Raw genomic sequence first — 20,062 nt, forward strand, 5'->3', positions numbered from 1 at the left:
CTGACACCCGGAATCAGCGGCCCGCGTGACCTGGATCGCCGCTTCGGAGGGCTTGGCGGGCGGCGAGGGGCGTTGAGTGTGCGATCCGGGTAGCCCCGCACGTGGAAGGGTCGGAGTGTCGGGAGCCTCGATACCGTCACCTCACCCGCAGAAACGCACACAGTTTCTCCGTTGGCTCCGATGCTGCAGGGCTCTGATCTGCGCTTTCTTCCGAGGATCCTGAGGTGGATCCTCCCAACGGGCCGAAACTGTGTGCGGATTTGCAGTGGGGGCGTCGGGGACGCCCCCGGTCCACGACTCCGTGATCGGCGGCCGGCCGGGATCCGCCGACTACACCCTCAACTGCGAAGCGCCAGTAGTCCGCGAGGTCATCGCCCCGACCGCCCGAAGGCATTTCCCTCCCCGCGTCGTCGTGCGCCTTGGGCCACCGGGTCGTGCTCAGCCGGCGGCGAAGTCATACGCCGCATCCCCTCGACGCGCGAAGGTGATGCTCTCGGTGAGGGGGCGTTCGGGGATGGCGGTCAGGCGCGGTCAGGCGCGGTCGGCCGGAGTGGGGAACGAGGGCGGGGGCGGAACCCTCTTGCCCGTCACCATCGTCGACGCCTCGACCCGGATCCGTCCTCGCCGCGTGTCGACGACGACGTGGTCGAGCGCCGTCTCGACGAGCGTCCCCAGCGCGTCGTGCAGCCCGTCGTCCAGTCGGTAGCGGACGACGACCCTCTCGCCCGGCGTCCACGCGAGCCAGGGGAGCGGCGGGGGAGTGCGGCGCCCGGAGGGCGTCGCCTCGCCGCTCGGAGTCGGTGACCGTGACGATCTCTCCGCAGCCGGGTGCGGCCCCTCGGGGAGCATTGCGTCGCGGCTCCGTCCCGTAATTCCCGCCGCCGCGTCCTCGTCGATCGACGAGGACGGGAGCGCGCCGTCCGCGCGGACGGGAGGATCGGCGGGCCCCATTCCCTCGTGCAGCGTCATGAGGGCGATAATAGGGGCCAGTCGTTTCCACCCGACACCGAAGAGGAGAAGCCATGACCTACGTCATCGCGCAGCCCTGCGTGGACGTCAAGGATCGCGCCTGCGTCGATGAATGCCCCGTCGACTGCATCTACGAGGGCGCCCGCACTCTCTACATCCACCCCGAGGAGTGCGTCGACTGCGGCGCCTGCGAGCCGGTGTGCCCGACCGAGGCGATCTTCTACGAGGACGACCTCCCCGAGCAGTGGTCCGACTACTACCGCGCGAACGTCGACTTCTTCAAAGACCTCGGCTCCCCGGGAGGTGCCCAGAAGACCGGCCCCCAGGACTTCGACGACGCGATGATCTCCTCCCTGCCCCCGCAGAACGCGGAGTACCTCGACTCGATGAAGTGACGATGACGATCCTGCCGCGCCCCCTCGGGCTCCCCGAGTTCCCCTGGAACCTCCTCGCGCCGGCGAAGGCCCTCGCGGCCTCGCACGCCGACAGGATCTGCGACCTCTCGGTCGGAACGCCCGTCGATCCGACGCCGGACTTCATCCGCGACGCGCTCGCTCAGGCCTCCGACGCCCACGGGTACCCGACCGTCGTCGGGACTCAGGAGGTGCGCGAGGCGATCCTCGCGTGGGGCCGCGGGCGCGGCATGATCGACGTCGGGCTCGACGGCGTCCTCCCGACGATCGGTTCGAAGGAAGCGGTCGCCTGGATCCCGAGGCTCCTCGGAGTCGGCCCCGGCGACCTCGTCCTCGTCCCCGAGGTCGCCTACCCGACCTACGACATCGGCGCGCGCCTCGCCGGCGCGGTGCCGGTCCCGGTCGACCCGAAGCGGCCGCAGGACTGGCCCGACGCCGTCCTCGTCTTCCTCAATTCGCCGGGCAACCCCGACGGGTCGGTCCTCTCGATTGACGAACTGCGCGCCGCCCGCGACTGGGCGCGCGCCCGCGGAGCCGTCATCGTCTCCGACGAGTGCTACGCGGCCCTTCCGTGGGAGGAGCCGTGGGCGTCCGAGGGCGTTCCCTCTCTCCTCGACGAGCGCGTCTGCGAGGGGGATCCGGAGGGGCTCCTCGTCCTCTACTCCCTCTCGAAGCAGTCGAACCTCGCGGGCTATCGCGCGGCCCTCGCCTACGGCGATCCGGCGCTCGTCGGAGCGGTCGTCGAGGTCCGCAAGCATTCGGGACTCATGGTGCCGGCTCCCGTCCAGCACGCGATGGCCCTCGCCCTCGTGGACGGCGCGCACGTCGCCGCTCAGCGGGAGGTCTATCGTGCGCGGCGCGAACGGCTCCGTACGGCAGTGAGAGCGGCGGGCCTCGAGAACGATCCGCACTCGGCGGCGGGCCTCTACCTGTGGGCGTCGAGCCCGCGGACGGGCGACTCCTGGGAGCTCGTCGACGCCTTCGCGCGCCTCGGGATCCTCGTCGCTCCGGGCGACTTCTACGGCGAGGCGGCGAAGGGCCGCGTGCGCATCGCGCTTACCGCGAGCGACGAGAGGATCGAGGCCGCGGCCGCCCGTCTGGAGGCTGCCGGTTCACTCCTCGGATGAATCCGGATTCCCCGTGCGTGAAGCGGGGGATCGCGCTTATAGTGACTCGGACGACAGACTTTCGTCCTAGACGGACCGCCCCCGCGTGCCCGCCCCTCACCCGCGGTGCGATGTCGCACGCTTCCGAGAAGGAGATCCCATGACGGATCAGGAAAAGCCCACCGTCGCGCATCCCGACGACGAGCCCGCCGCGCGACCCGACGGCGTTCTCAGCGTCGGAGAGACGACGATCACCCTGCCGCGCTCGCGGGCGTCCGTCGGCAACGACGGCCTCGGCGTCGGCAAGCTCCTCTCCGAGGGCGGTATCGTCACCCTCGACCCGGGCTTCACGAACACCGCCTCCTGTCAGTCGGCGATCACCTACATCGACGGCGATGCGGGGATCCTCCGCTACCGCGGCTACCCGATCGAGCAGCTCGCGAAGAACTCCTCCTTCCTCGAGGTCGCCTACCTCCTCATCTACGGAGAGCTGCCCGACGCCTCGACGCTCGAGGGCTTCATCCGCAATGTCCAGCGCCACCGGCTCCTCCACGAGGACTTCAAGGCATTCTTCACCGCCTTCCCGCACCGCGGTCACCCGATGGCGATCCTCCAGGCGGGCATCGCCGGCCTCGCGACGTACTACGAGGACACGCTCGACCCGCGCAATCGCGAGCAGCTCGACACGGCCCTCGTGCTCCTCCTCGCGAAGGTGCCGACGATGATCAGCTACATCGCGAAGCGCGCCGCCGGCCTGCCGCTCCTCTACCCGGACTCGGCCCGCTCGTACACTGAGGACTTCATCCGGATGACCTTCGGCATGCCGTACCAGGCGTACGACATCGACCCGGCCCTCGTCCGGGCGCTCGACATGCTCCTCATCCTCCACGCCGACCACGAGCAGAACTGCTCGACGTCGACGGTGCGCCTCGTGGGCTCCTCGCAGGCGAACCTCTACGCGTCGGTCGCGGCCGGCGTCGGCGCGCTCGCGGGCCCGCTTCACGGCGGCGCGAACGAGGCGGTCTTGAGGATGCTCCATCAGATCCGCGATACGGGCGAGCCGGTTCAGAAGTTCGTCGACAAGGTGAAGTCGAAGGCCGAGGGCGTCCGCCTCATGGGCTTCGGCCACCGCGTCTACAAGAACTACGATCCGCGCGCCGCGCTCGTCAAGGAGACCGCGCACGACGTCCTCTCGCGCCTCGGCAAGCGCGACGAGCTCCTCGACATCGCGATGGAGCTCGAGGCGATCGCCCTCGGCGACGACTACTTCAAGGAGCGCAAGCTCTACCCGAATGTCGACTTCTACACGGGCCTCATCTATTCGGCGATGGGATTCCCGACGAAGATGTTCACGCCGCTGTTCGCACTCGGGCGCCTGCCCGGCTGGATCGCCCAGTACGTCGAGATGACCGAGGATCCCGCGACGAAGATCGGCCGTCCGCGCCAGGTCTACGTCGGCGAGGTCGAGCGCGACTACGTGCCGCTGCGCCGTCGCACGCCGCGCGTCGCGGAGTGAGTGCGCGCTCGGCGGCCCGCTCGTCGCGCTGATCGACGAGGGCGGGGCGCCGAAGCGGAATGAGACGACACGGGGGAGGCCCCGAACCCGGGCGGGTTCGGGGCTTCCCCCGTCGATGGGCGGCGCGCCGACGCGTCGGCGCTCGGCTGTTGCTCCGAGTGCGTCTGATCGCGGTGCTGCGCGTGGCGCGCCTGCTCGGAGTGCGGTTGCTCCGAGTGCTGCTGGTGCGGGCGCGTCAGTTCGACGCGTGGAGCTCCTCGTTCAGCTCGATGCCCTTGCCGCCTCGGGCGAGGGCCTCGATGCGGCCGGACTGCGAGTTGCGTCGGAAGAGGACGTTCGAGGCCCCGGCGAGCTCGCGCGCGGACACGGTGCGGGGCTCCGCGAAGAGGCCGTTGTTGCCGGGGACGACGCCTCCGGCCTCCATGACGGCGACCTTCGCGCCGGCGGTGAGGTAGAGGCCCGCCTCGACGACGCAGTCGTCGCCGAGCGGGATGCCGAGGCCGGAATTCGCGCCGAGGAGGCAGCGCTTGCCGAGGCGGACGCGCTGGCGGCCGCCGCCGGACAGGGTGCCCATCGTCGAGGCGCCGCCGCCGACGTCGGAGCCGTCGTCGATGACGACGCCCTGGGAGATGCGGCCCTCGACCATCGAGCGGCCGAGCGTGCCGGCGTTGTAGTTGACGAAGGCGGCATGCATGACGGTCGTGCCCTCGGCGAGGTGCGCGCCGAGTCGGACCTTCGCGCCATCGGCGATCCGGACCCCCTTGGGGACGACGTAGTTCACCATCGGGGGGAACTTGTCGACGCCGAGGACGGCGACGGGGTGGCCGAGCGCGGCGCGCAGGCGCAGGCGGGTCTCCTCGAAGTCCTCGGCGGCGCAGGGGCCCTGCGAGGTCCACACGACGTTGGGGAGGCGGGAGAAGATCCCGTCGAGGTTGATCGTGTTCGGTTTGACGAGCCGGTGGGAGAGAAGGTGGAGGCGCAGGTAGGTGCCGGCCGTCGAGTGCGGCTGGTCCTCGAGGTCGGACTTGCAGGTGACGACGGTGGTGCGGACGCCGCGGGCGTCGTCCTGGCGCTGCATGCGGGTGAGGGTGTCGAGGAGGTCGGCGTCCTCGCCCGGCGTCATCTCCCCGAGGTGCGGCCTCGGGTACCAGACGTCGAGAGTTTCGCCGTCCTTCGTCACAGTCGCGAGGCCGATGCCCCAAGCCTTCGTAATGTCCATGTGAAGAACTGTAAAACAGAGGGGGCGCGCTGTCAGTGCCGGTCCATCCCTCGGCGGTGGTCCCACAGGTCGGGCCAGAAGACGCCGAGTTCGGCCGCGAGGCTGCGCAGGAGCGGCAGGGAGATGCCGACGACCGAATGGTGATCGCCGTCGACTCCGGCGATGAAGGGGCCGCCGAGCCCGTCGATTGTGAAGGAGCCCGCGACGTGGAGCGGCTCGCCGGACTCGACGTAGGCGTCGATCTCCGCGTCCGTGATGTCGCCGAACCGGACGCGCGTCGACGCGGCGCGGGCGAGGGCCGGCCCGGGCGCGTACGCGGCCCCCGGTCGAACGAGCGCCACCGCGTGCCCCGTCCACAGGGTCGCCGAGGTGCCGCGCATCTCGCGGATCCGCTCGCGCGCGACCTCCGGCGTATGAGGCTTGCCGAGCATGCGACCGCCGATCTCGAGCATGGAATCGCAGCCGACGATGAGCAGGGAATCGGCCCCGTCCTCGTCGATCGGGGAGGGGAGCGCGAGGAGGGAGGCGACGACGGCGTCGCGCTTGGCGGCGGCGAGCGCGAGGACCTCGTCGGGGGGAGTCGGCGGGGTCGGGGAGGAGGCGCGCAGGCGCTCGAGGACGGCGGGTTCGTCGACGGCGGAGACGCGGACGATCGGCGTGACGCCGGCGCTCACGAGGGTCGCGAGGCGGGCGGGGGACTTCGAGGCGAGGAGGATCCGCATGTGGGCATTCTCCACCGTCGGGAGGCCCTCGCCCACCCGAGGACGTCTGCGCGCGTTCGATTGACGTGTCAAACGTGATGTACGCTACTAAGATGTGTCCCGGCCGGTTCTCGCGCGCGAGCGCGCGCCGGGAACGCCCGCATGCGACGAGACGACACCGAGAGGGGAGGCGCGATGGACCGGACCGCGTCCGAGGCCGCGTCGACCCCCGAGGTCGACGTCTGCGCCCTCGAGCATCAGACGGTCTCGAGCTACGCCCCGAGGCTCCTCGGCGGGCCGGCGACGATGAGCGCCCGCGTTCTTGCTGAGCGCGCGGGAACGTCCGTCGAGAGGGTCTACGACTTCTGGACCTCGATGGGATTCCAGCGCCCCGACCCTGACGCGCCCACTTTCACCGACCGCGACCTCGAGGTCTACGTGACGTGGAACGAGCTCGTCGAATCCGGGGCGATCGACCTCGCGACGAGCCGCTCGCTCCTGCGCGCGAACTCCCACCTCGCCGATCGACTGAGCCTCTGGCAGTTCGAAGCCCTCGTCGAGGACGCCGTCCGCAGGCTCGGCCTCGACGACACGACGGCCCGCATGTACGTCCTCGACCACATGCGCGAGCGGGTCGCCGCTTTCGAGCACATGTTCATCCACTCGTGGCAGCGGCAGATGGAGGCGCTTCTCTCGCGCCTCGACAAGGAGGTCTCCCAGCGCGGGCACGAGGACGCGAAGGCCCGCTTCCCCCTCAACCGGTCCCTCGGGTTCGTCGACATGGTGTCCTACACCTCGTCCTCGACGATCCTCGGCGGCGCGGTCGTCGACCTCATCGAGCGCTTCGAGGAGGAGTCGCGCCAGGCCGTCACCGAGGCGGGCGGGCGCGTCGTCAAGACGATCGGGGACGCCGTCCTCTACATCGCCGACGATCTTACGACCGGCCTGAGGGTGGTGACGACCCTCATCGAGCGGCTGAGCGCCGACGACCGGATCCTCCCTGTGCGCGCCTCCTTCGTCCGCGGAGACGTGTTCTCCCGCTCGGGCGACGTCTTCGGCCCGACGGTCAACCTCGCCTCGCGCCTCGTCGACATCGCGCCCGTCGGGAAGATCCTCACCGACCCGACGACGGCCGCGGCGGTCGCCGCCGGCAAGGGCGGGGACGGCTATCGGCTCGAAGAGTTCCCCAGCGCCGAACTGCGCGGCTTCGGTCCCATCGCCCCGTATCTCCTCTCGGCCCGCGATTGACCGGGGGCCGAGACGCCCGAGGCCGGGGTCTTCCCCGCAGCGGGCCGAATGAGTGACAATCGTCCACAATGGTCAAGGGACCTGAAAGAGATCTCCTCGAAAGGATATGATGTATCTGTGACTACAGTGCTCCTCGTCGAAGACGATCCCGCGATCTCCGAACCGCTCGCCCGCGCCCTCGGCCGTGAGGGCTACGAGGTGCGCGCGCACGGAACCGGCCGCGGCGCCCTCGCCGAGGTCGAAGGCGCCGATCTGGTCGTCCTCGATCTCGGTCTGCCCGATATCGACGGCCTCGACGTCGCCCGCGAGATCCGCGGATCCGGTAAGACCGTCCCGATCCTCATCCTCACCGCCCGCACCGACGAGGTCGACATGGTCGTCGGCCTCGACACCGGCGCCGACGACTACGTGACGAAGCCCTTCCGCCTCGCCGAGCTCCTCGCCCGCGTTCGCGCGCTCCTGCGCCGCACGGGCGGCGAATCGGGCGACGCCGACCTCGTCGCCCAGGACGTCCGCGTCGACGTCAACGCCCACCGTGCCTTCTCCGGCGACACCGAGCTCCAGCTCACCGCCAAGGAGTTCGACCTCCTCCGCGTCCTCGTCCGCGAGGCCGGAACGGTCGTCGAACGCGACGCCCTCATGCGCGAGGTGTGGGGCTCCGACCCGACCGGGTCGACGAAGACGCTCGACATGCACGTCTCGTGGCTGCGCCGCAAGCTCGGCGACGACGCCGCGAACCCGCACTACATCACGACGGTGAGGGGGATGGGCTTCCGCTTCGAGGCCCGCTGACCCCCGTCGGGCCCGACATCGGACCCGGCCCGTTCGACCCCGCTGCCCGCGTCGCCGCCCCGGCGACGCGGGTAGCCTGTATTCGGGCCCGAACCCCACGACGACGAGGAGGACTGCCGAATGCGCAAGAGAGCGGTGAGGATGATCCTCGCGGCCGTCACGGTCGTCGCCCTCCTCATGGGCGTGCCTGGCGCCTTCGCGTCCTCGTACGTCGCGTGGAACTCCGACCAGGAGCGCCTCAACGCCCGAGTGCAGACCGTGGCCCGCAGCGTCGATCGTCGTATCGCGGACGGGGAGGAGATCACTCCCGAGCTCCTCGCCGCCCTCGCCGATCCGGTCGCCGACCGGCAGGGCGGGGTGCGCGTCTCCGTGTCGACGGCGGCCTACGGGCTGACGACCGTCGGGAACCCCGTCGACGGACCGACCCTCGTCGCCCACGCCTCCACCCAGGCCGGAACCGCCGTCCGGATGGAGGTCTCGGCCGTCCGGACCCTCCAGAAGGTCGCCGCGATCTGCGCGCTCTACCTCGCGGGCATGGCGACGTGCCTCCTCGTCGGCCTCGCGCTCGCCCTTCGCTTCTCGCGGCGCCTATCCGCGCCGCTCATCTACCTCGCCGCCCAGGCCGAGCAGATCGGCTCCGGGCAGGTGCGCGCCCGCGTCAAACCCTCGGGGATCGAGGAGATCGACCTCGTCCAGGAGGAGCTCGTCCGCACGGGCGAGCGCATGGCGGGCCGTCTCGCGGCCGAGCGCCAGTTCGCCTCCGACGCCTCCCACCAGCTCCGCACGCCGCTCACTGCGCTGTCGATGCGCCTCGAGGAGATCGACCTCATCTCCACCGAGCCGGAGGTCCAGGAGGAGGCCCGTTCCTGCCTCGAGCAGGTCGAGCGCCTCACCGGCGTCGTCGCCGAACTCCTCGACGCGAACGCGCGGGCATCCGGTCAGACCGAGGCGATCCACATTCTCGAGGCCTTCAACACCCAGCGCGAGGAGTGGGAGGACGCCTTCGTCGCGGCCGGGCGCGAACTCGTCTTCACCGATGAGGCCGAGCTCCCCGTCCTCGCCGACGGCGGCAAGCTCTCCCAGGTGCTCGCGACCCTCATCGAGAACTCCCTGCGTTACGGCGCCGGCACGACGCGCGTCTCGGCGCGACGCGCGGCGAGTCGGCGAGGCGTCGTCATCGACGTCACCGACGAGGGCGAGGGCATCGACGACGATCTCGCGCCCGACGTCTTCGAGAAGGGCGTCTCCGGTCACGGCTCGACCGGCATCGGTCTCGCGCTCGCGAAGGACCTCGCCGGGGCGATGGGCGGTCGGCTCGAGCTCACGAGCAATCGGCCGCCGGTCTTCACCCTGTCGCTGGCGGCGATCCCGGCGTCCCTCGACCCGGATCGTGTGATGCCCCAGGGGCCCGTCGTCTCGATGGGTCGGCGCTCGCGGCGATTCTGAGAGCGGGGCCTCGCCGCACGACTCCGCACCGAGCTACGCCGCACGACTCCGCGCGGGGCCTCGATCGGTCCAATGGGCGCGCCGATGACACTCGCCTTCCCGTCCGAGTGGAGGGCTTGGCGACGCGTGGAGGCATTAGCGACGCGTGGAGGGGGTGTATCCCCTCCTTTTGTCGGGAAGTCCTCCACTGAGCGGTATCGGATCGCGGACCGTCCTGATGGGAGGGGATGCGTCATGTCGAGGCATTGACGCCGTGTGGAGGCATTAGCGACGCGTTGAGGGGGTGTATCCCCTCCTCTTGTCGGGAAGTCCTCCACTGAGCGGTATCGGATCGCGGACCGTCCTGATGGGAGGGGATGACGCCGTGTGGAGGCATTGACGTCGTGTGGAGGCATTAGCGACGCGTGGAGGGGGTGTATCCCCTCCTCTTGTCGGGAAGTCCTCCACTGAGCGGTATCGGATCGCGGACCGTCCTGATGGGAGGGGATGCGTCATGTCGAGGCATTGACGCCGTGTGGAGGCATTGACGCCGTGTGGAGGCATTAGCGACGCGTGGAGGGGGTGTATCCCCTCCTCTTGTCGGGAAGTCCTCCACTGAGCCCCGCGGGCCCGATGGAGCCCCGCGGGCCCGATGAACCACGAGACCGGCGGACCGCGTCGACCCGGAAGCCCCGCGGCGAGTAGGGTCGGGGCCATGGAGTCCAGCTCGACGGGCAGGCCCGTCATCGCGGTCATCGGCGGCGGGCAACTCGCCCGCATGATGCAGGAGAGCGCCATCGCCCTCGGCGTGGAGCTGCGCCCCCTCGTCGAGGCGGCCGACGGGTCGACCGGCCAGGTCGTCGTCCCCTCCTCCGTCGGCACTCCGCAGGATCCCGACGAGGTCTTCGCGCTCGTCGAGGGCGCCGACGTCCTCACCTTCGAACACGAGCACGTCCCCCAGGCCCTGCTCGCGGCCCTCGCCGGCCGCGTCGCGATCGAGCCGCCCGCCTCGGCCCTTCTCTACGCCCAGGACAAGCTCGCGATGCGCGAGCGCCTCACCGCGATGGGAGCGCCGTGCCCGCGGTGGGCGCGGATCGAGGACGAGGACGACCTGCGCGCCTTCGGAGCGGAGATCGGCTGGCCGGTCGTCGTCAAGACCCCCACCGGCGGCTACGACGGTCACGGCGTTCGCGTCGTCGCCGACCCCGCCGAGGTCTCCGACTGGTTCGGGCGCGGTCCGCTCCTCGCCGAGGAGAAGGTCGACTTCGTCTCCGAAATCGCGGCCCTCACGGCCCGGCGCCCCTCCGGGGAGATCGCCTCCTGGCCCGTATCGACGACCGAGCAGGTCGACGGCGTGTGCTCGGTCGTCACCGCGCCCGCGATCGGGATCCCCGAGCGCCTCCTCGACGAGGCCCGTGCGCTCGGCGAGCGGATCGCCGCCGAGCTCGGCGTCACCGGCGTGCTCGCCGTCGAGATGTTCGTCGTCGGCGAGGGCGAGGAGGCGCGCGTCCTCGTCAACGAACTCGCGATGCGCCCGCACAACACGGGTCACTGGACGATCGACGGGGCGGTGACGAGCCAGTTCGAACAGCACCTGCGCGCCGTCCTCGACCTCCCGCTCGGCTCGACCGAGGTCCTCGTCCCCGGGACGCGCTCCGTCATGGTCAACCTCCTCGGCTCGAGCCACGACGACCCGGCGCGCGCCCTGGGCGCCGCACTGGACGGGCACCCGCGTGCGAAGGTCCACCTCTACGGCAAGGAGGTCCGGCCTCGTCGCAAGCTCGGTCACGTCACCGTCGTCGACGCCGATCCCGCCGCCGCCCGCGCGGAGGCCGAGGCCGTCGTCGCGGTGCTTCGCGGTGACGCCTGAACGGGCGCCCCGCCCCGCTCTCGTCGATCCGCCGACGACCCGAACGCCCGCACAACCGCTCCCGAGGAAGGACCCCCGATGACCGACCAGACCCCCGCCCTCGACATCCGTCTCACCGCGACCGGCGAGCGTCCGCTCGTCGGCGTCGTCATGGGATCGGACTCCGACTGGCCGACGATGGCGCCCGCCGTCGACGCCCTCGCCGAATTCGGCATCGCCTGCGAGGTCGGGGTCGTCTCCGCCCACCGCATGCCCGAGGACATGGTCGCCTACGGCCGATCCGCCTCCGCCCGCGGCCTGCGCGTCGTCATCGCGGGCGCCGGGGGAGCGGCCCACCTGCCCGGAATGCTCGCCGCCCTCACGGAACTGCCCGTCGTCGGCGTCCCCGTGCCGCTCAAGCACCTCGACGGCGTCGACTCGCTCCACTCGATCGTCCAGATGCCGGCGGGCGTGCCCGTCGCGACCGTGTCGATCGGCGGGGCGCGCAACGCGGGGCTCCTCGCCGCGAGGATCCTCTCCGCGGGCGAGGGCGGATTCGCCGAGGGGCTGCGCGCGAAGATGCGGGAATTCCAGGCGTCGCTGCGCGATCTGGCCGCCGACAAGGGCGCGAAGCTCGCCGAAAGGGTCGCCGAGAGCCTATGATCCGGGCCGCTCCGCGCGGTTAGGATGGGCCCATGAGCATTCTTGTGACCGGAGGCGCCGGCTACATCGGCGCGCACGTCGTCCGACTCCTTCTCGAGCGCGGTGAGCGCGTCGTCGTGGTCGACGACCTCTCGACCGGTGCCGCCTCCCGCGTCGAGGGCGCGACCCTCGTCGAACTCGACGTCGCGTCCGAGGAAGCGGCCACCGTCCTCGCGAACACGATGGTCGACGAGGACGTCACCGCCGTCATCCACTTCGCCGCCCGCAAGCAGGTCGGCGAGTCGGTGAAGCGCCCGATGTTCTACTACCAGCAGAACATCGGCGGGCTCGCGAACGTCCTGCGCGCGATGAACGAGTCCGGCGTCGAGCAGATCATCTTCTCCTCCTCCGCGGCCGTCTACGGGATGCCTCCGGTCGAGGTCGTCGCCGAGGACATCGACTGCCATCCGATCAACCCCTACGGCGAGACGAAGCTCATCGGCGAGTGGATGATGGCCGACGCCGAGCGCGCCTGGGGCCTCAAGTGGATCGGACTGCGCTACTTCAACGTCGCGGGCGCCGGGTGGACGGACCTCGCCGACCCCGCGATCCTCAACCTCGTCCCCATGGTCCTCGACCGCGTCGAGAAGGGCGAGCCGGCAAAGATCTTCGGCACCGACTATCCGACGCAGGACGGCACCTGCGTCCGCGACTACATCCACGTCCTCGACCTCGCGAAGGCGCATATCGCGGCGCTTGACGCTCTGGATGCGGACCGTGAGCTCGCCCATCGCGTCTTCAACGTCGGCACCGGCACGGGCACTTCGGTCCGCCAGATCGTCGACGGTCTGCGCAAGGTCGCAGGGTGGGACTTCGCCGTGGTGGAGGAGGGGCGCCGCGCGGGCGACCCGCCGCTCCTCATCGGCGATGCCTCGCGGATCGGAGAGGACCTCGGCTGGACCGCCGAGCACGACGTCGACGACATCCTCGAATCCGCGTGGGAGGGCTGGCAGGCCGGTCCGCGCAGGATCGAGCGCCCCGGGGAGTAAGTCCGGTCTCCTTCGACGCGGCGTTGTCGTTCTGGTCGTTCGGAGCGGCGTCACCAACACCGAGGCGCTGACGGAATCGCCTGAGCGCTCATGAGACGACGGCCGGGGCCGACCATGGGTCGGCCCCGGCCGCTGTCGATCGCCCTCGAAGAGGCGGGGAGCCCCGCCCTCGTGCGTGCCGGGTCAGTATCCGGCGACGACGTTGAGATCGTCGGTGGTCAACGATCCGGAGCGGAGCTTCGCGAAGAAGTCGTCGGCCGTCGTGTCCTGGAGGAGGACCGCCGAGCCTCCCGCGTCCGTCGTGTAGTCGAGCGACTCGATCGGCGGGGTGCCCATGAGGCCCGACTTCGACGACGACCGGAACGCGAGGACGAGCTTCGCGACGTCGAGCACGGAGTCGGACTCGTCGACGGTGAAGGACGCCGAGCCGGCGCGCTCGACCTTGAGGGTCTTCGCCGGGTTGATCAGCGTCGACGGGGAGAGGGCCTTGGAGACGACCTTCGAGATCACCTGGCGTTGGCGCTTCGTCCTGCCGATGTCGCCCTCGGGATCCGAGTAGCGCATACGGGAGAATGCGAGGGCCGTCGTGCCGTCGACGTCGTGACAGCCGGCCGTCCACTCGAGGCCGGAGGGGTCGCCCTGAGCGACGTCCCCGTCGTAGCACGCGTTGATCCCGCCGACCGCGTCGACGATGTCCGCGACGCCGCCCATGCCGATCTGAACGTAGTGGTCGACGGTGAGACCGGTGAGGTTCTCGACCGCCTCCACGAGGAGGGCGGAGCCCCCGTACGAGTAGGCGGCGTTGATCTTGTCCCAGCCGTAGCCGGGGATCTTCGCGTAGGTGTCGCGGGGGATCGACAGGGTGACGGTCTGCCCGTTGGGGGCGATGTTGACGAGCATGATCGAGTCGGAGCGCTCGCCGCCCTCGAAGCCGTCCTTCACCGCGCCGTCCGCGCGCGAGTCGGAACCGGCGAGCAGGTACGTCGTCCCCGCGGTGTTCGCTGCGCCCGAGAGCGCCTGAGTGCGCCCGAGGTTCTGATTCGCGTCCCACAGGAGGAACGACGTCCAGACGAGGACGAGGACGAGGAGCGCTGCGATGAGGGCGCCGATTCGCCGAAGCGGCGAGCGCCGCTTCGGACGTCCGACGGGCCGCGCCGTTCGTGCGGGATCGGGTCGCGGGACGGGAGTCGAGGGGGGAACCGAGGTCGTCGGGTAGCCGCCGGATGATCGGATGGGACGCGGAGCCGCAGAACCCGCCTGAGGACCCGGCCTGCCCGGAACAGCGCCGGGACGAGCGCTCGATGCGCCGGAGGGACGTCCTCCCGAACGCCCGGTCGGGGCGAAGGAGGGGGCGGGGCCCGCTCCTCCCCGGGCGGCGTCGCCGTTCCGCTGGGCCGCGGCGCGGGCCGCCGACTCGGCGTGCGAGGCGCGCTTCGCGGGGGCGAAGGAGGGCGGGAGAGGACGGGACGGCTGGTCGGCCGTCGTCGGGATGAGGGGCTTGTGCGGGTCGACGGGCGCGGCCTCGCCGGACTCGGCGTCGACCCTCCACTGCTTGGCGCCCGCGCCGTCGGCGGCGACCCCGTAGACCTTCGGGCGCTCGCGGAAGACCGGCATCGGGGCGCCCTGAGCGGAGGGGCGGACGCCGTAACCGGTCTGCGGAGCGGAGCCCTGCGCGCCCTCCGCGGCGCCCTGTCCGGTAGAGGGATTCTGGCCGCTCGCGGGTCTGGCCTCGGAGGAGGTGGGCCGGGCGCGGCGTCGGTCGGGTCGGAAGGAGGGGGGCTGAGAGGTCATTCGCTCGNGTGTTTCCCCTCCAGCGTCGGATGTGTATAGGAGACAGGATAAGAGACAGGTCATTCGCTCGGGGGGCAGGTCTCGGGGGAGGTCGTCGCGGTCGAACCGGTGTCGGTCGAGCCGGTCGTATCGGTCGTGTTCGTCGTTTCAGTGGTAGTCGCCGTGTCCGACGTCGAGCCCGTGTCGGAGGCGGTCCCGGACTCGGCGGCCGCGGCGGACTGGGCTTCCGGATCGGGCACGGTCTGGGTGTTGCCCGCGCCGTCCGTGTAGGCGGTGCCGATGGGGAGGGACTCGTCGGCCGCGAGAGCCTTCCAGACGTTCGTCGCCTCGGGCTCGGTCGCGACGACGCGATTCCGGTCCCAGGACGCCAACCCCCAGGGCATGGTGACGAAGCGGATGTTCGCCTTGTCGACGCCGAGGAGCGAACTGAGGAGGCCCGCGTCGGCGTTGATGTCGGCGAGGTTCGTCGAGACGGTGAGCGAGGCGATCGTCGCCCTGAGGAACGTGATGAGCGCCGGAAGGTCGGTGACGTAGTTCTTCGAGAGGACCTCGCGGAGCATCGCGGAGACGAGCTGCTGCTGGCGGCCGATCCTCGAGATGTCCGAGCCGTCCCCGACCTCATAACGGGCGCGGGCGAAGGAAAGGGCCGTTGCGGCATCGAAGCGCTGGCAGCCCGCCTTGACGTCGAGGCCGGAGTAGGTGTCGTACATGTCCTCAGGGACGTTGAACCACACGCCGCCGAGGGCCTCGATCATCCCCTTGAAGCCGGTGAAGTCGACGACGACGAACGCGTCGATCGTCAGACCCGTGAGCTGCTCGACCGTCGCCTTCGTGCAGGCGATTCCGCCGCCGACGTCGTCCGTCACCGCTCCGGTGGAGAAGGCGGAGTTGAACATGCCCTCGTAGGAGGCGGTCGTCTCACCGCTCGACAGCGTGCACGAGGGGATGTCGGTGACGAGGTCGCGGGGGATCGAGACGACGGTGACCGACTTCCGGTCCGCGGAGATGTGCGCGATCATCGTCGTATCCGAGTGGATCGTGGCGAGTTCCTCCGACGATCCGTAGCCCGCATCGTCCTGGTTGTACCGCGAATCGGTGCCGGAGACGAGGATGTTGATCGCTCGGCCCTGGAACTGGTCGATGGCTGTGATTGCCTTCGCCGTCGATCCCGACTGGTTCGTCAGATTCGAGATATCGAGCGCGGAGCTTCGAACCTGGGCGGCGAGGGACCCGTAGAGGAACCCGACCGCGGAGACGAAGAAGAGGAGGACCGCGAGGAGGACCGCCACGGTCGAGCGCAGCGCGCCGAATCGGAACGGATTCGTCGCGGCGTGTTGAACCGGGCGCAGGCGCTTGTCGATCGCGTGTTTGCTCATTGAGTGCGATCGTAGCGCCGTCACCGCGGCGTTTCGACGTCCCCGGGGCGTGACGCGCCTCGCGAGGGGGCTTCTCCGGGAGATTCAGGCGCGTCCGCGGCGCCCCCGGCTCGGGGGCCGTAGCGCCTTTCGGCATCCGCGAGGGCGACGGCGCGCGCGAGCTGGGTGAGACGGGCCTCGGTGTCCGAATCCCGCCGATAGGAGCCCGCCATCGCTCCGAAAAGGGCGAGCACCACGCCGTACACGAGAAGGTTGATTCCCCGTTCGATGCCGACGAGATGCGCGAGGTCGTTGAGGATGTGGGGGAAGAGGACCGCGAAGCAGGCGAAGAGGATGAGAACGAGCATCCCGAGTCGGCGGAGTGCGAGGTGCGAGGCCGTTCGGGGCCGCCTGAGGATGAGGAACGCCACGAGGCCGAGGCCGACGAGGAGGAGGAGTTTGGCGAGCCAGTAGGTAGTCATCATCACCCCAGGAAGAGCTCGACGAGGATGTTCACCGAATTGAGAAGGGACTGCCCCTTCGCCTTCGAGTAGTCGGTGTACCGGATGTGGACGGGCATCTCGGCCCAGGGGAGCTTCGAGGCGATGAGCTGCTCGACGATCTCGCTGGCGTGCGCCATCCGATTGTGCCGGAGCCTGATGGAGGCGAGCGCCCGACGGTCGAGGAGGCGCAGTCCGTTGTGCGCGTCCGTGAGGCGGGCTCCGGTCCGAAGCCTCGTCATCGCCGCCGCGGTCCTGAGGACGAGGCGACGGAAGCCCGACATCTCTCGGGAGGCTCCTTCGAGGAAGCGCGAGCCGAAGACGATCGCCAGGTCCTCGGCGAGGGCCTTCTTCCTCATCGCGACGACGTCGTCGACGCTGTGCTGGCCGTCGGCGTCGAAGGTGGCGACGAAGCGCCCGCCGGTCGAGCGCATGACGAAATCGAATCCGGTTTGGAGGGCCGCGCCCTGTCCGAGATTGATCGGGTGACGGACGACGAGCGCGCCGGCCGATTCGGCGACCTCGGCCGAGTCGTCCCGCGATCCGTCATCCACGCAGACGACGTTCGGAAAGACCCGTCGGACCTCGGAAACGACGTCGCCGACGACGGAGGCCTCGTTGTACAGGGGGACGACGACCCATGTATCGGTGAGCGTCTCCATGTCTGCAGTATCCCATGCGGGCCGCGGCGACGAAGAAGGGGCGGAGCCGGAGGTCCTCTATGCTGTTGCTCATAAGGCGACGTCTTCTCGACTGGAGGGATCGAAGTGCGCATCGCGGAATCCGCCGACGTGGACGCTCGGGCGACGATCGGGGAGGGGAGCTCGATCTGGCACCTCGCGCAGATCCGGGAGGACGCCGTCCTCGGCGAGAACTGCATCGTCGGTCGCGGCGCGTACATCGGCTCGGGCGTGAGGATGGGCGACGGCTGCAAGGTGCAGAACTACGCCCTCGTCTACGAGCCGGCGGTTCTCGGGAACGGCGTCTTCATCGGCCCCGCCGTCGTCCTCACGAATGATCACTTCCCGCGCGCGGTCAACCCCGACGGCTCTCCGAAGTCGGCGCACGACTGGGAGCCCGTCGGCGTGACGATCCGCGACGGCGCCGCGATCGGCGCGCGGTCGGTGTGCGTCGCGCCTGTGACGATCGGGGAGTGGGCGACGGTCGCCGCGGGGGCGGTCGTCACGAAGGACGTTCCCGCCTTCGCCCTCGTGGCCGGGGTTCCGGCGAAGCGGATCGGCTGGGTCGGCGAGGCCGGCGTCAAGCTCTCCGCCACGGATGATCCCGCCGTCTTCGAGTGCCCGGCGACGGGCGCGCGCTATCGTCAGATCGACAACGACACTCTCGTGAAGGAAGCAGAATGACTCGCGACATGATCCCCGCTGCGAAGCCCATCATCGGCGAGGAGGAGATCGAGGCCGTCTCGGCCGTCCTCCGGTCCGGAATGGTCGCGCAGGGCCCGCAGGTGAAGGCCTTCGAAGAGGAATTCGCCGCGCGGCTCGTGCCGGGGACCGAGGCCGTCGCCGTCAACTCGGGCACCTCGGCCCTCCACCTCGGTCTGCTCGCCGCCGGAATCGGCGCGGGCGATGAGGTGGTCGTCCCGTCCTTCACCTTCGCGGCGACCGCGAACTCCGTCGCCCTTACCGGCGCGACCCCCGTGTTCGCCGATATCGAGGACGACTCCTTCTGCCTCTCCCCGGAGTCGATCGAGGCCTCGATCACCGAGCGGACGAAGGCGATCATGCCCGTCCACCTCTACGGCCATCCGGCGAACATGACGGCGATTCGCGCAATCGCCGAACGCCACGGCCTCATGGTCTTCGAGGACGCGGCGCAGGCCCACGGCGCCTCCCTCGACGGCACGCCGGTCGGCGCCTTCGGGACCTTCGGCGCCTTCAGTCTCTACCCGACGAAGAACATGACCTCGGGCGAGGGCGGCATGGTGACCACCGCGGATCCCGAGGTCGCGCGCCGCGTGCGTCTCCTGCGCAATCAGGGAATGGAGAAGCGCTACGCGAACGAGCTCGTCGGCCTCAACAACCGCATGACCGACGTCCACGCGGCGATCGGGCGCGTCCAGCTCGGCAAGGTCGGCGCCTGGACCGCGAAGCGCCAGGAGAACGCGGCCTTCCTCGACGCCCACCTCGAGGGCGTCGTCGTCCCGCCGGTCGCGCCCGGCGCCGTCCACGTCTACCACCAGTACACGATCCGCGTCGTCGACGTCGACCGCGACCGCTTCATCGAGGCGCTGCGCGACGAGTGGCAGGTCGGTTCGGGCGTCTACTACCCGATCCCCAACCACCGACTCCCGTCGCTCGCCCCGTACGCCCCCGGCCTCGAGCTTCCCGCGACGGAGAAGGCGGCCCGAGAGGTCGTCTCCCTTCCGGTCCATCCCTCGCTCTCGGGCGCCGACCTCGAGCGTGTCGTCGAGGCCGTCAACGCGTGCGCGAAGGCGGGCGCCTGATGACGAACATCCGCGTCGGCGTCCTCGGCATCGGATCGATGGGGCGTCACCACGTTCGCAACGTCCGCGCGACCGAGGGCGTCGACCTCGTCGCCGTCGCCGATCCCTCCGGTGATCGCTTCGGCGTCGCCGGAGATCTCGAGGTCCTCCCCGACGTCGAGGCGCTCATCGCCGCCGGCATCGACGCGGCGGTCGTGGCCGTTCCCACCGCGTTCCACGAGGACGCGGCGCTGAAGCTCGCCGAGGCGGGTGTCCACGCCCTCGTCGAGAAGCCGCTCTCCGTGTCCGTCGAGTCGGGGGAGCGGATCGCGAGAGCCTTCTCCGACGCCGGACTCGTCGGAGCCGTCGGCTACGTCGAGCGCTGCAATCCGGCTCTCCTCGAGATGCGCAAGCGGATCCAGGACGGCCAGCTCGGGCAGGTCTACCAGATCTCAACGCGCCGCCAGTCGCCCTTCCCCGCGCGGATCGCCGACGTCGGCGTCGTCAAGGACCTCGCGACCCACGACGTCGACCTCGCCGCCTGGGTAGCGGGTTCCACCTACGAGGAGGTCTTCGCCCAGACGGCGTACCGCTCGGGTCGCGAGCACGAGGATCTCCTCGTCGCCTCGGGCCGATTCGCGAACGGCGTCCTCGTCAGCCACCTCGTCAACTGGCTCACTCCGTACAAGGATCGGACGACGATCGTCACCGGTGAGCGCGGAGCGCTCGTCGCCGACACCGCGATGGGCGACCTCACCTTCTACGAGAACGGCTCGATGCCCGTCCAGTGGGATCAGATCGCGAACTTCCGGGGCGTCTCGGAGGGAACGGTGACGCGCTACGCGCTCCGCAAGCGCGAGCCGCTCGCCGTCGAGCACGAGCACTTCCGCGACGCGATCCTCGGGGTGTCGGCCGAGCACGTGTCCATGGAGGAGGGCCTCGCGACCCTGCGCGTCACGGATGCGATCCTCGAATCGGCCGCGACCGGCCAGTCGGTGCGCTTCGACTGAGCGCTTGAGAAACGGGGGCGGGCGAAGGATCATC

Annotated in this window: 19 protein-coding genes; 12 read left to right on the forward strand and 7 right to left on the reverse strand. The window is 70.2% G+C overall.

What is annotated here, in order from left to right; genetic code table 11:
* Positions 1 to 531: 531 nt before the first annotated feature.
* A complete protein-coding gene (locus DY157_RS01585) occupies positions 532 to 969 on the reverse strand; it encodes a putative acetyltransferase (protein ID WP_115726923.1) in 438 nt (145 codons plus the stop codon).
* Between the two features lie 53 nt (positions 970 to 1,022).
* Here DY157_RS01585 and fdxA point away from each other — a divergent pair, with 53 nt between their 5' ends.
* The 3 genes from fdxA to DY157_RS01600 all read left to right on the forward strand — a co-directional run bounded on the left by fdxA (position 1,023) and on the right by DY157_RS01600 (position 4,004).
* Positions 1,023 to 1,364 (forward strand): ferredoxin, encoded by a 342-nt coding sequence (gene fdxA / locus DY157_RS01590; RefSeq protein ID WP_115726924.1) that lies wholly within the window; start codon positions 1,023 to 1,025, stop codon positions 1,362 to 1,364.
* A gap of 2 nt (positions 1,365 to 1,366) precedes the next feature.
* Entirely contained in the window at positions 1,367 to 2,509 is a 1,143-nt protein-coding gene (dapC, locus tag DY157_RS01595; RefSeq protein ID WP_115726925.1) for a succinyldiaminopimelate transaminase, read from the forward strand.
* Positions 2,510 to 2,648: 139 nt separating this feature from the next.
* Positions 2,649 to 4,004, forward strand: a complete 1,356-nt coding sequence (locus tag DY157_RS01600; protein ID WP_115726926.1) for a citrate synthase — start codon at positions 2,649 to 2,651, stop codon at positions 4,002 to 4,004.
* A 235-nt stretch (positions 4,005 to 4,239) separates the two neighbouring features.
* Here DY157_RS01600 and dapD read toward each other — a convergent pair whose 3' ends face one another.
* A complete protein-coding gene (dapD, locus tag DY157_RS01610; protein WP_115726927.1) occupies positions 4,240 to 5,223 on the reverse strand; it encodes a 2,3,4,5-tetrahydropyridine-2,6-dicarboxylate N-succinyltransferase in 984 nt (327 codons plus the stop codon).
* A 32-nt stretch (positions 5,224 to 5,255) separates the two neighbouring features.
* Entirely contained in the window at positions 5,256 to 5,945 is a 690-nt protein-coding gene (locus DY157_RS01615; RefSeq protein WP_115727870.1) for a Maf family protein, read from the reverse strand.
* Positions 5,946 to 6,119: 174 nt separating this feature from the next.
* On the opposite strand from DY157_RS01615, the gene DY157_RS01620 reads away from it, so the two are divergent.
* The 6 genes from DY157_RS01620 to galE all read left to right on the forward strand — a co-directional run bounded on the left by DY157_RS01620 (position 6,120) and on the right by galE (position 12,929).
* A complete protein-coding gene (locus tag DY157_RS01620; RefSeq protein WP_115726928.1) occupies positions 6,120 to 7,172 on the forward strand; it encodes an adenylate/guanylate cyclase domain-containing protein in 1,053 nt (350 codons plus the stop codon).
* 117 nt (positions 7,173 to 7,289) lie between these two features.
* Positions 7,290 to 7,964: a response regulator transcription factor gene (locus DY157_RS01625; RefSeq protein ID WP_115726929.1), complete on the forward strand. Its 675-nt coding sequence runs from the start codon at positions 7,290 to 7,292 to the stop codon at positions 7,962 to 7,964.
* A 120-nt stretch (positions 7,965 to 8,084) separates the two neighbouring features.
* Entirely contained in the window at positions 8,085 to 9,410 is a 1,326-nt protein-coding gene (locus DY157_RS01630) for a sensor histidine kinase (protein WP_115726930.1), read from the forward strand.
* Between the two features lie 694 nt (positions 9,411 to 10,104).
* A complete protein-coding gene (locus tag DY157_RS01635; RefSeq protein WP_115726931.1) occupies positions 10,105 to 11,259 on the forward strand; it encodes a 5-(carboxyamino)imidazole ribonucleotide synthase in 1,155 nt (384 codons plus the stop codon).
* Between the two features lie 78 nt (positions 11,260 to 11,337).
* Positions 11,338 to 11,901 carry a 5-(carboxyamino)imidazole ribonucleotide mutase gene (gene purE, locus DY157_RS01640; RefSeq protein WP_115726932.1) on the forward strand — a complete coding sequence of 188 codons (564 nt, stop codon included), beginning with the start codon at positions 11,338 to 11,340 and terminating at the stop codon, positions 11,899 to 11,901.
* A 32-nt stretch (positions 11,902 to 11,933) separates the two neighbouring features.
* Positions 11,934 to 12,929 (forward strand): UDP-glucose 4-epimerase GalE, encoded by a 996-nt coding sequence (gene galE / locus DY157_RS01645; protein ID WP_115726933.1) that lies wholly within the window; start codon positions 11,934 to 11,936, stop codon positions 12,927 to 12,929.
* Positions 12,930 to 13,112: 183 nt separating this feature from the next.
* Here the strand turns inward: galE and DY157_RS01650 are convergent, their stop codons facing one another.
* From DY157_RS01650 to DY157_RS01665, 4 genes are all read right to left on the reverse strand, one after another.
* Complete coding sequence (locus DY157_RS01650) at positions 13,113 to 14,720, reverse strand: LCP family protein (protein ID WP_235827035.1); 1,608 nt, start codon at positions 14,718 to 14,720, stop codon at positions 13,113 to 13,115.
* Between the two features lie 59 nt (positions 14,721 to 14,779).
* Positions 14,780 to 16,096, reverse strand: coding sequence for an LCP family protein (locus tag DY157_RS01655; RefSeq protein WP_115726934.1), 1,317 nt, complete (start codon positions 16,094 to 16,096; stop codon positions 14,780 to 14,782).
* A gap of 20 nt (positions 16,097 to 16,116) precedes the next feature.
* Positions 16,117 to 16,560, reverse strand: a complete 444-nt coding sequence (locus DY157_RS01660; RefSeq protein WP_115726935.1) for a DUF2304 domain-containing protein — start codon at positions 16,558 to 16,560, stop codon at positions 16,117 to 16,119.
* Positions 16,560 to 17,237, reverse strand: coding sequence for a glycosyltransferase family 2 protein (locus tag DY157_RS01665; RefSeq protein ID WP_115726936.1), 678 nt, complete (start codon positions 17,235 to 17,237; stop codon positions 16,560 to 16,562). Before DY157_RS01665 ends, DY157_RS01660 begins: the two co-directional genes overlap by 1 nt.
* 99 nt (positions 17,238 to 17,336) lie before the next feature.
* Between DY157_RS01665 and DY157_RS01670 the strand changes: the two genes are divergently transcribed.
* Genes DY157_RS01670 through DY157_RS01680 form a run of 3 tightly spaced genes read left to right on the forward strand, consistent with a single transcriptional unit; the run spans position 17,337 to position 20,028 of the window.
* The gene (locus DY157_RS01670) at positions 17,337 to 17,939 is read left to right on the forward strand and encodes an acyltransferase (protein ID WP_115726937.1); all 603 of its coding nucleotides are present in this window, start codon (positions 17,337 to 17,339) and stop codon (positions 17,937 to 17,939) included.
* Positions 17,936 to 19,039: a DegT/DnrJ/EryC1/StrS family aminotransferase gene (locus DY157_RS01675; RefSeq protein WP_115726938.1), complete on the forward strand. Its 1,104-nt coding sequence runs from the start codon at positions 17,936 to 17,938 to the stop codon at positions 19,037 to 19,039. Before DY157_RS01670 ends, DY157_RS01675 begins: the two co-directional genes overlap by 4 nt.
* Positions 19,039 to 20,028 carry a Gfo/Idh/MocA family protein gene (locus DY157_RS01680; RefSeq protein WP_115727872.1) on the forward strand — a complete coding sequence of 330 codons (990 nt, stop codon included), beginning with the start codon at positions 19,039 to 19,041 and terminating at the stop codon, positions 20,026 to 20,028. Before DY157_RS01675 ends, DY157_RS01680 begins: the two co-directional genes overlap by 1 nt.
* Positions 20,029 to 20,062 lie beyond the last annotated feature (34 nt).

This window comes from Actinomyces culturomici (assembly GCF_900499005.1).
Classification (GTDB): domain Bacteria; phylum Actinomycetota; class Actinomycetes; order Actinomycetales; family Actinomycetaceae; genus Pauljensenia; species Pauljensenia culturomici.

Coding starts and splice junctions, on each gene's coding strand:
- DY157_RS01585 (WP_115726923.1), bottom strand. CDS start 969: ATGACGCTGCACGAGGGAATGGGGCCCGCCGATCCTCCCGTCCGCGCG.
- fdxA (WP_115726924.1), top strand. CDS start 1,023: ATGACCTACGTCATCGCGCAGCCCTGCGTGGACGTCAAGGATCGCGCC.
- dapC (WP_115726925.1), top strand. CDS start 1,367: ATGACGATCCTGCCGCGCCCCCTCGGGCTCCCCGAGTTCCCCTGGAAC.
- DY157_RS01600 (WP_115726926.1), top strand. CDS start 2,649: ATGACGGATCAGGAAAAGCCCACCGTCGCGCATCCCGACGACGAGCCC.
- dapD (WP_115726927.1), bottom strand. CDS start 5,223: ATGGACATTACGAAGGCTTGGGGCATCGGCCTCGCGACTGTGACGAAG.
- DY157_RS01615 (WP_115727870.1), bottom strand. CDS start 5,945: ATGCGGATCCTCCTCGCCTCGAAGTCCCCCGCCCGCCTCGCGACCCTC.
- DY157_RS01620 (WP_115726928.1), top strand. CDS start 6,120: ATGGACCGGACCGCGTCCGAGGCCGCGTCGACCCCCGAGGTCGACGTC.
- DY157_RS01630 (WP_115726930.1), top strand. CDS start 8,085: ATGCGCAAGAGAGCGGTGAGGATGATCCTCGCGGCCGTCACGGTCGTC.
- DY157_RS01635 (WP_115726931.1), top strand. CDS start 10,105: ATGGAGTCCAGCTCGACGGGCAGGCCCGTCATCGCGGTCATCGGCGGC.
- purE (WP_115726932.1), top strand. CDS start 11,338: ATGACCGACCAGACCCCCGCCCTCGACATCCGTCTCACCGCGACCGGC.
- galE (WP_115726933.1), top strand. CDS start 11,934: ATGAGCATTCTTGTGACCGGAGGCGCCGGCTACATCGGCGCGCACGTC.
- DY157_RS01650 (WP_235827035.1), bottom strand. CDS start 14,720: ATGACCTCTCAGCCCCCCTCCTTCCGACCCGACCGACGCCGCGCCCGG.
- DY157_RS01655 (WP_115726934.1), bottom strand. CDS start 16,096: ATGAGCAAACACGCGATCGACAAGCGCCTGCGCCCGGTTCAACACGCC.
- DY157_RS01660 (WP_115726935.1), bottom strand. CDS start 16,560: ATGATGACTACCTACTGGCTCGCCAAACTCCTCCTCCTCGTCGGCCTC.
- DY157_RS01665 (WP_115726936.1), bottom strand. CDS start 17,237: ATGGAGACGCTCACCGATACATGGGTCGTCGTCCCCCTGTACAACGAG.
- DY157_RS01675 (WP_115726938.1), top strand. CDS start 17,936: ATGACTCGCGACATGATCCCCGCTGCGAAGCCCATCATCGGCGAGGAG.
- DY157_RS01680 (WP_115727872.1), top strand. CDS start 19,039: ATGACGAACATCCGCGTCGGCGTCCTCGGCATCGGATCGATGGGGCGT.